Below are 8,840 nucleotides of genomic sequence, written 5' to 3'. Positions count from 1 at the left end.
GTTGATCACCATCAGAATGACAAAGACGACGATACCGACCGCGAAGTTGCCGCCCACCAGAAAGTGGCCGAATGACTCGATCACCTGGCCGGCCGCGGCCGGACCGGTATGGCCTTCGAGCAGCACGATGCGCGTGGACGCCACGTTCAGCGACAGGCGCAGCAAGGTCGAGAACAGCAGCACGCTTGGGAAGGCGGCGAAGTCCAGCGGCTTCATCGTGTACATGCTGACGAGCAGCACCATCACGGAAAGCGCGATATTGAAGGTGAACAGCAGATCCAGCAGAAACGGCGGCAACGGCAGAATCATCATGCCGAGAATCATGCAGATCAGCACCGGCCCTGCGAGGGCGCGCAAATTGGTGCCGCTCAAGGCATCCGGGCGTCGGGACAGAAATCCGGCGCGAGCGTTCATGCGGAGGCTCCTGAAGCATCGTCGTTAGCGTTTTTGAGCGTCTCGGCGGCTTCCTGTTCGGCTTCATCGTCCGACACGCCGCCCTTGTCGAGTTCCGCCGGCACGTCGAAGTCGGTCGGTTTGACCGGCGCTTCGCCGCCCTCGGTCGCGAAGCGCCGCAACTGATACACCCACGCCAGCACTTCGGCGACCGCGCCGTACAGCTGCCCCGGAATCTCGCGGTTCAGTTCGACGTTGTGATACAGCGCACGCGCGAGCGGCGGCGCTTCCAGCAGCGGCACGTTGTTTTCGGCGGCGATTTCGCGAATCCGCGCCGCCACCAGGTTCACGCCCTTGGCGACCACCTTCGGCGCGCGCATCTCGCCGTCCGTATATTGCAGCGCGACCGCGAAGTGCGTCGGGTTGGTCACCACTACATCGGCCTTCGGCACCTGGGTCATCATGCGGCGGCGGGCAACGGCGCGCTGTTGCTGGCGAATCCGGCCTTTGACATGCGGATCGCCTTCGCTTTCGCGGTGTTCGCGCTTCACTTCTTCCTTCGTCATGCGCAGTTTCTTGTGGAACTGCCAGAGCTGATACGGCACGTCGAGCGCGGCGACGACGAACATGCCCGCTACCGTCATGCCGCAGCACACTGCAATCAGATGCGCCGAGTTGGCGAGCGCAAGGTGCAGCGGCTGGGTCGCCAGCGCGAGGATGTCCTCGCGGCGGTTCCAGATCGCCGTCCCGCCGATGCCGCCCACCACGAGCGTCTTCGCGAGCGACATACCGAGCTGGACCGGCCCGTTGATCGAAAAAATCTTGCCGAGGCCGGCGATCGGATCGAGCCGGCTGAACTTCGGCGCGAGGCCTTGCGCCGACAACTGCCAGCCGCCCAGCGCCATCGGCGAGAGCAACGCGGCAGCGCCGGTGAAGGCGAGAATCGGCAGCAACGCGTACAGGCCTTCACGGCCCGCGGCGCCCGCGCCGATCAGCATGCGGCGGGTTTCGAACGCCGTGGCATGGTCGAATACAAAAGCGGCGCGCAGCATCGCCTGCAGATGCTCGCCGATGCTGCCTGCCATACCCCATGTGCCGAAGAATCCCGCGCCGAGCAGCGCAAACGTCGACAGCTCCCGCGAACGCACGATCTGCCCTTCCTCGCGCGCCTTTTGCAGGCGCCGGGGGGTGGCTGATTCGGTTTTTTCGAGGTCGCTATCCTCTGCCACAAACGCTCTCCAGTCGGCTGAGGCACGGCGCCTCTTTCCAGTGAGAGCGATTATTCCCGCTCGACGCATGCCACGATCGGCGGATAAGCACAGAGAAAGGGGGGCATTTCGAGGAATGGAACAGCCGGTAAGCGGCGCGGCGGCGCTTGCCGGTGGGGCCCCGCGACTGCCCTCGCCCGGGCGATGGAGCGCGAGCTACGGGCGGCTAACTGAAGGCGAGTCGGCCGAGCGGGGTGGGTTACGGATGCCAGCCACGCTCAATCGGATACCCACGCGGCGCCGCGCGGGTATCCAACGGGCTCTTACGCCTTCGCCATGCGGCTCAAAAGCCAACGAAAGGCGCCTGGCCGCCGCTCGCGAAACCGTAATACATGTGGCGGCCATAAAAGAACGGCAAACCGAGATCGAAACTGCTGTTGCCGCCGATCTGCCCTGCCAGGTCATTGAACGCAAAGTTGCTGGCATTACCGAACAGCGTCGCCGCGTTCATGATGCCGATGCTGACGGCGGCCTTCGCGCTTCCCACACCGGCCAGCGTGATCGACCGGGTTTGCGCGGCCGACGGGCAATAGAACCCGGCGAAATTGCTGCTGCACAGCGGGAGCGAGCTATCGGCGAAGAAGTAGCCGTTCGAACCCGAATCGAAGAACGCCTGCACCGTCGTGCCGTTGTACACGCTGTTGTTCAGGTCGCCGAAGGCATCGGTGGTGAAGGTCTGCGAGGCTGCGAGCGCGTTGTTCGACTGCGTGCCGATGCCGAACACCAGCGTGCCGGTGGCGGATGGCGCACCGGTGTCGGGCACCGCCGGCATCTGCACGATCAATCCGTTGTTGTCGACCGCAAAGTTGGCGACTGGATTAGCGACCTGCTGATTGAGCGGCACCGCGGTACGGACGCAGGATATGCCGTTCGGACACGAGAAATAATTGCTGAAATTGGCTGCCGTTGTTGGATCGACGCAGGTTGCGCCGCAATCCGTGGGGGCCGTGCCGATGCCGAGAATGCCATTGGCGCCGAGGTCGGCGACGGTGTTTTCCGCCGAACCGCTGCCGCAACCGCGCGCGGGCACCGTGCTGGCGTCCTTGTCACCGATGATCTGCAGCGGGATGGCCGTGGTCGTCGTTTCACCACCGATTACCACGGTCGCTGTGCGCACCGTGCCCCATGTGTAGCCGTCGGCGAAGGTCGCGCACTCGGCGAGTTGCGCGCCGCTGCCGGCCACCGCGCTAACCGGCAGCGCTTGCAGCAACGAGGCGTTCAGCACCGAGCCGACCACCCGCAGCCCGAATGATCCGGTATCGACCTGGATATTGTTGATGGTCTGGCAATTGGAAGCCGAGCCGGGGGCGCAAATTTTCACGCTCACCGTGGGAATATTGATAACGCCGTTCACACCCCGCCCAACCGTGATAGGCACGGTGTTCGCCGCGGTCGCGGCGATCGGTTGCTGGGTCGGGCTGGCCGGCAGCGAGCCGCCGTTCAGCGAATTCGACGAATTGTTATTGGAACTGGAGCTGTCGCCACCTCCGCCGCCGCATGCCGCCAGCGCCGACACCAGGGCCACGGCCACGACGGCCCGTGCCCAGTCCTTGAGCTTCACAACACTATGCATGGTTCGCATCGTTCGTCCTCGCCCTTACTGGATGTCGGAACCGCTGACGCCGGCGGGCAGCGCGGGCGGCAACCAGGCCTGACCGTTGAACGCGCCCATGTGGCCGCCGGAGCGGACCACGAGGCTGCCCTGGTCGACCGCGACGGGGCCGTGACCGCCTCCGCGCGCCGCGCGCACGGCTTTCACGCCGGCCACGTACTGCGGAAAATAGCTGCCGAGCAGATCGTTGAGATCCGGCATTTGCGGACCACGCCAGGCAAGGCCGAAGACCGAACCGTCGGCGGCCAGATACTCACGCACAACGGTGCCGTTGCCGAGCGTGGTTTCACGCACGGTGTACGACGTGGCAGCCGGGACCGAAGACGCAGCACTGGATGCAGAACGCATCACGCTTTGCGCAGCCGTTGCCGGGCTGGTGCCAAGCTGCACGGTGCGGGAAGAAACCGACGAATCCGCGGGGGGTGTCATCGGGGCGCCGCCCAGTCCCGCATGCGCGGACTGCGTGACGGCCAGCAAACAGGGTAATGCAAGCGCCATAACGGACCCGGCGCGGCGTACGCGACTCCACATAACGAGGCTCCTCCCGAGCGGCTGCTGCTCGGCTCGCACCTCGTGCGAACCGGCCGCATGTATGCAGATCATACGGCACTGCCCGGGTCGCACACAGGAGGGTTGCCTCACCGTGCCACCGGCCGGTGACTGTTGCTCACCGGCAAGCCGTGCCGCTGCTTGAGCTCGTAGTATGCCTGTGGTTTGTGTCGGCAGACAGCAAGCGCGCAGGCGTGGCCTGCCGCGCATACCGATCCGGTGTCGCGCCCGTACGGGCGCCCGACAGGTCACCCGCGGGTCACGCGTCGATCAGAAGCCGAGGCTCGCCAGCAGATCGTCGACCTGCGACTGGTCCTGCACCACGTCCGCCTTGCCTTCCGGATTGACCTGCGGACCATTCAACAGATGTTCGGGGCTGCCGGTGGACGACGGCTCGGCCGCCAGCGCCGCTGCATTCGCCGCGAACTGCTCGCGCCGCTCGAGCGCGATGTTCTCGACCAGCACGCCGAGCAGTTGCTGCTCGATCAGGTACACGACATCCGTGATCTTCTTGATGACCTGGCCGGTCAGATCCTGGAAGTCCTGCGCCAGCATGATCTCCATCAGCTGCGTGTTGGTCGCGGTGGTCGCCGCGGGCACGCCGCGCAGGAAAGTGCGCGTGTCGTTCAGCAGCGCGCGCACTTCCTCGTGCTCGATCGGCGCCGCGTACCACTGCTCCCAGCGCGCATCGAGCTCGCCGGCATCTTTCTGCAACTGTTCCTGAATCGGCTTGGCGACGTCGATCGAGGACAGCACGCGCTCGGCGGCCTGCTCGGTCATGTTCGCGATGGACTTAAGACGGACGCGAGCATCGGGCACGGCTTCCGCCGCACGCTCGACATGCTTGTCGAGCCCGAGCTCACGCATCGAGTCGCGCAGCGTGCGCGTCAGTTGTCCGATACGGGCGAGGATGCGGTCGGACGCGAACTCGCCGCTCTCGTTGACCGCTTCGGCGCCTTGCGCGTTGGTCGGCAGAGTCACATCAGCTCCCGGCTTTCGCCATCTTTTCGAGAATCTTATTGAGCTTCTCGTCGAGCGTCGCGGCCGTGAACGGCTTGACGACATAACCGCTCGCGCCGGCCTGCGCCGCCGCGATGATGTTTTCCTTCTTCGACTCGGCCGTCACCATCAGCACCGGCAGATGCGTAAGGCTGGCGTCGGCGCGGATTTCCTTGAGCATGGCCAGACCGTCCAGGTTCGGCATGTTCCAGTCGGAGATCACGAAGTCGAACGACCCGCCGCGCAAACGCGAGAGGCCGGCCTGACCGTCTTCCGCCTCGTCGACGTTCGAGTAGCCGAGCTCTTTGAGCAGGTTGCGAACGATCCGGCGCATCGTCGGAAAGTCGTCAACCACCAGAATCTTCATTCCCTTATCCATTTCATTCCCTTTGCTTGATCCATGGTGCGGCGCGTGACCGCCAGTTCTGTCAGGTCTGTATTGGCCGGAGTTGGCGCTTTAGCAGTGACTCCGGCCCCATGCCTGGCGCTCGCCGTCAGGCCCGCGCATCATACCCGCTGTACGCGTTCACCCATCGACGACAGACGCGCCATCACGCGACGGCTCATCTCCTGCAGCGACGCAATTTCGTCCGCGGCGCCGAGCGCAATGGCTTCGCGCGGCATGCCGAAGACGATACAGCTCGCTTCGTCTTGCGCGAGGGTGTACGCCCCCGCCTTTTTCATGTCCAGCAGTCCGGCGGCGCCGTCGCGTCCCATGCCGGTCAGGATCACGCCGACCGCGTTCTTGCCCGCGTGCTGCGCGGCCGAACGGAACAGCACGTCGACCGACGGCCGATGCCGGTTCACCGGCGGTTCGTCCGACAGATGCGCGATATAGTTCGCGCCGCTGCGCGCCAGCAACAGGTGAGCGTGGCCAGGCGCGATATAGGCGTGTCCCGGCAGCACGCGTTCGCCGTGCTCTGCCTCTTTAACGGTAATCCGGCACAAACCATTAAGGCGTTGCGCAAAAGATTTCGTGAAACCCGGCGGCATATGCTGCGCGATCAGCACTGCGGGCGCGTCCGGCGGCAGCGGCACGAGCACTTCGCGGATCGCTTCGGTGCCGCCCGTCGAGGCGCCGACGATGATCAGTTTCTCGGTACTGAGCAGCGGATTGTTGAAGAGCGGCGCGGCGGCGGTCACGGCGGCGGCGGCGTGCGTCGCCGCGTGCTGGGCGGGCGCGGCCTGGCGCACCCGCGCGCGGGCGGCCGCGCGAACCTTGTCGGCGAGCTTTTCCGAGTAGTCGAGCATGCCGTCGCGAATGCCGACCTTCGGCTTGGTGACGAAGTCGACTGCGCCGAGTTCCAGCGCGCGCAGCGTGATTTCATTGCCGCGCTCGGTCAGTGACGACACCATCACGACCGGCATCGGCCGCAGACGCATCAGCTTTTCGAGGAAGTCGAGGCCGTCCATGCGCGGCATTTCGACGTCGAGCGTCAGCACGTCCGGGTTGTGCTGCTTGATGAGATCGCGCGCGACCAGCGGGTCGGGCGCGGTCGCCACGACGGTCATGTCCGGCTGGCCGTTGATGATCTCGGTCATCAGGCTGCGGATCAGCGCCGAATCGTCGACGCACAGTACTTTGATCTTTTGCACAGCGCTCACGCCTCCTCTGTAGTTCTGGCGTTGTTTGGATTAATTGGGCGCGAGCTCGTACCGAATAGCTCGATGCGCGGCTTGCTTGCACCTGTGCCCGCGCTGCCTGCCGGGCCCGCCGCGCCCGCCGCGCCGAACAGCTCCGCCTTCGGCCGCGTGGCGGCCGGCGTCGAGAACAACTCGACCCGCCGGCGCGCCGCCGCGAGCCGCTCGGCACGCGCTTCGGCGCTTTGCCGCACGAGCGCCTGTTCGCGCTCGGCCACGCCAGCCTCCTGCTGCAAGCGCAACTTCTTCACCATCACCTGGCCGGTGCGCGGCATGAAGGCAACCTTGCGCGGATAGTTTCCCTGCAAATCCTCAGCGACGATGCGGATCTTTTCGAGCGCCAGATAGCGGCGCACGAATTCCGAATTGCGATCGCCGATATTCATCGTGGTCATGCCGGCCAGCACCGCGCCGCCGCCGAACACCTTGGCTTCGAAGCGTTCGCGCCGGCCGCCGGCCTTGATCAGTTCGTTGATCAGCACTTCCATCGCGTACGCGCCATAGCGCATCGAATCCGATGCCGGCTGGCCGGCGTCCGCGCCGTCGTCGGGCAGCATGAAATGGTTCATGCCGCCAATGCCCGCCGTGCGATCCTGGATGCAGGCCGCGACGCACGAACCGAGCACGGTGACGAGCACCATGTCTTCGTTGGTGGTGTAAAACTCGTTCGGCAACAGCTTCACGCCGGGCCGTTTGAAATGATTGTCGAAGTACAGATTCGTCGCAATCGGCAGGCTGCTGCTCATGCGGTCACCCCGCTAGTCTTTGCGCTGCCGGCTTGGCCCGTAGCGCGTGCCGGCGTGCGCGCGGCGGTGCCGGCGCCGGCGTCGCGCGTCAGTTCGTAGACGGTCTGGCCGCGCAGCTTGAACGCCTGCGTCACGTAGGTGAAGTTTTCCGAATGGCCGGCGAACAGCAAACCGCCCGATTTCATCAGCGGCTCGAAGCGCGCGAGCACCTGCGCCTGCGTCGGCTTGTCGAAATAGATCATCACGTTGCGGCAGAAGATCGCGTCGAACTGCGAGCGCAACGCGTAATCGCGGTCCGTCAGGTTCAGTTGTTCGAAACGCACCATCGCGCGCACTTCGGGGCGCACCTTCACCATGCCGGTGTGCGCGCCCGTCCCCTTCAGGAAGAAGCGCTTGAGCCGCTCGGGCGACAGATGCTTCACCTGGTCGAACTGGTACATGCCGGCTTCGGCTTTCGCCAGCACCTGCGTGTCGATGTCGGTGGCGAGCACGCTCGCCTGACGCGCGCCGCTGTCACCCAGCGCTTCGATCAGCGTCATCGCGATCGAGTACGGTTCCTCACCGGTCGAGGCCGCCGAACACCACACCGAGACCGGCTGCGCACGGCGCGGCACGAACTCGGCAAGGATCGGAAAATGATGGGCTTCGCGGAAGAACGCGGTCAGGTTGGTAGTCAGCGCATTGGTGAACGCTTCCCACTCGGCGGGATCGTTTTCCGCTTCGAGCAGATCGAGATACTGCCTGAAGGTCTCCAGACCACGGGCGCGCAGGCGTCGCGCCAGCCGGCTGTACGCCATGTCGCGTTTGTGGTCCGACAGCGAAATACCCGCGCCGCGATGAATCAGTTCGCGAATGCGGGCGAAATCCGCCGACGTGAATTCGAAATCCCGTCCTTGCTCGCCGGGTCTGGCCGGTTCCACCCGTTCGGGGCTTGCCGGTTGCGGACGTGCCGGTTGCGGACGTGCCGGTTCCAGACTTGCCCGACGCGGAGGTTGTTGCGCGCGCGTTGCCATCATGAAAGTTCCTGCCTGCGATACGAGCCATCCCACTTTTCGCCCGAAGGATTGCTTCGGGCGAAAGGGGTTGTGTTCGCGGGGTCGCGCCCGCCCGCGAGTGCTGCAAACACGCAGTCGGCCCGCGACACGCTTCTTAAGCGTGCTTCGATGATTCGCCCGTCATGGAGCGAGATGCCGAATGACCGCATATCTTTGTGCCGCTTCCTAGAATGTTTCCCAGTCCGCGTCCGATCCTGCCGACGCCGTGCCTGCCGCGGCAGGACGCGCTGTAGATTCGGCTGCGGCGCGGGCCGTCCTCGGCTTCAGAGCCGGCTCGACACGTGCCGCGTCGGCGCCATGGGTGGCCGAAGGCGGCGCTGCGTGGTTGGCCGTCTGGGTCGCCGTCTGCGTTGTCAAATTTGCAGCCGAATTCGCGGCGGCGTTGCCGTGCGCCTGCTGCGGTGCTCTGGCCGGCTGAGCAGTCTTGCCGCCGACCGTCACGCCATCCGCGTTGCTGTTCGCGCTGCCCTTCGTGCCGCCGTTCGTGCGCATCGCGGCTTGCGTGCGCACCCCGGTGGCGCCGGTGCGGGTCTGGCCGCCGGCCACCTTCCAGACATTCACCACCGCTTGCAATTGA

At 65.3% G+C, this 8,840-nt stretch carries 9 protein-coding genes and 1 pseudogene; all 10 read right to left on the bottom strand.

Going from position 1 to position 8,840, the window contains the following annotated elements; translation table 11 throughout:
- A partial coding sequence (locus QOC89_RS18430; RefSeq protein WP_323046337.1) for an FHIPEP family type III secretion protein occupies positions 1-414 on the bottom strand: 414 nt, incomplete at its 3' end.
- On the bottom strand, positions 411-1,622 hold the full coding sequence (gene flhB, locus QOC89_RS18425; protein ID WP_323046336.1) for a flagellar biosynthesis protein FlhB: 1,212 nt from the start codon (positions 1,620-1,622) through the stop codon (positions 411-413). The genes QOC89_RS18430 and flhB, both read right to left, overlap by 4 nt.
- Before the next feature lie 322 nt (positions 1,623-1,944).
- Positions 1,945-3,243, bottom strand: a complete 1,299-nt coding sequence (locus tag QOC89_RS18420; protein ID WP_323046335.1) for a DUF3443 domain-containing protein — start codon at positions 3,241-3,243, stop codon at positions 1,945-1,947.
- A gap of 15 nt (positions 3,244-3,258) precedes the next feature.
- Positions 3,259-3,804 (bottom strand): DUF2844 domain-containing protein, encoded by a 546-nt coding sequence (locus QOC89_RS18415; RefSeq protein WP_323046334.1) that lies wholly within the window; start codon positions 3,802-3,804, stop codon positions 3,259-3,261.
- 288 nt (positions 3,805-4,092) lie between these two features.
- Entirely contained in the window at positions 4,093-4,803 is a 711-nt protein-coding gene (cheZ, locus tag QOC89_RS18410; protein WP_323046333.1) for a protein phosphatase CheZ, read from the bottom strand.
- A 1-nt stretch (position 4,804) separates the two neighbouring features.
- A complete protein-coding gene (gene cheY / locus QOC89_RS18405) occupies positions 4,805-5,200 on the bottom strand; it encodes a chemotaxis response regulator CheY (RefSeq protein WP_179735052.1) in 396 nt (131 codons plus the stop codon).
- A 128-nt stretch (positions 5,201-5,328) separates the two neighbouring features.
- Complete coding sequence (locus tag QOC89_RS18400; RefSeq protein ID WP_323046332.1) at positions 5,329-6,417, bottom strand: chemotaxis response regulator protein-glutamate methylesterase; 1,089 nt, start codon at positions 6,415-6,417, stop codon at positions 5,329-5,331.
- A 5-nt stretch (positions 6,418-6,422) separates the two neighbouring features.
- A complete protein-coding gene (gene cheD, locus QOC89_RS18395; protein WP_323046331.1) occupies positions 6,423-7,208 on the bottom strand; it encodes a chemoreceptor glutamine deamidase CheD in 786 nt (261 codons plus the stop codon).
- Complete coding sequence (locus QOC89_RS18390) at positions 7,205-8,224, bottom strand: CheR family methyltransferase (protein WP_323046330.1); 1,020 nt, start codon at positions 8,222-8,224, stop codon at positions 7,205-7,207. Before QOC89_RS18390 ends, cheD begins: the two co-directional genes overlap by 4 nt.
- 204 nt (positions 8,225-8,428) lie before the next feature.
- A pseudogene (locus tag QOC89_RS18385) lies at positions 8,429-8,840 on the bottom strand (methyl-accepting chemotaxis protein); the annotation flags it as partial.

Source organism: Paraburkholderia sp., assembly GCF_034668105.1.
GTDB lineage: Bacteria > Pseudomonadota > Gammaproteobacteria > Burkholderiales > Burkholderiaceae > Paraburkholderia.
This window is presented reverse-complemented; position numbering and strand designations above follow the sequence as displayed.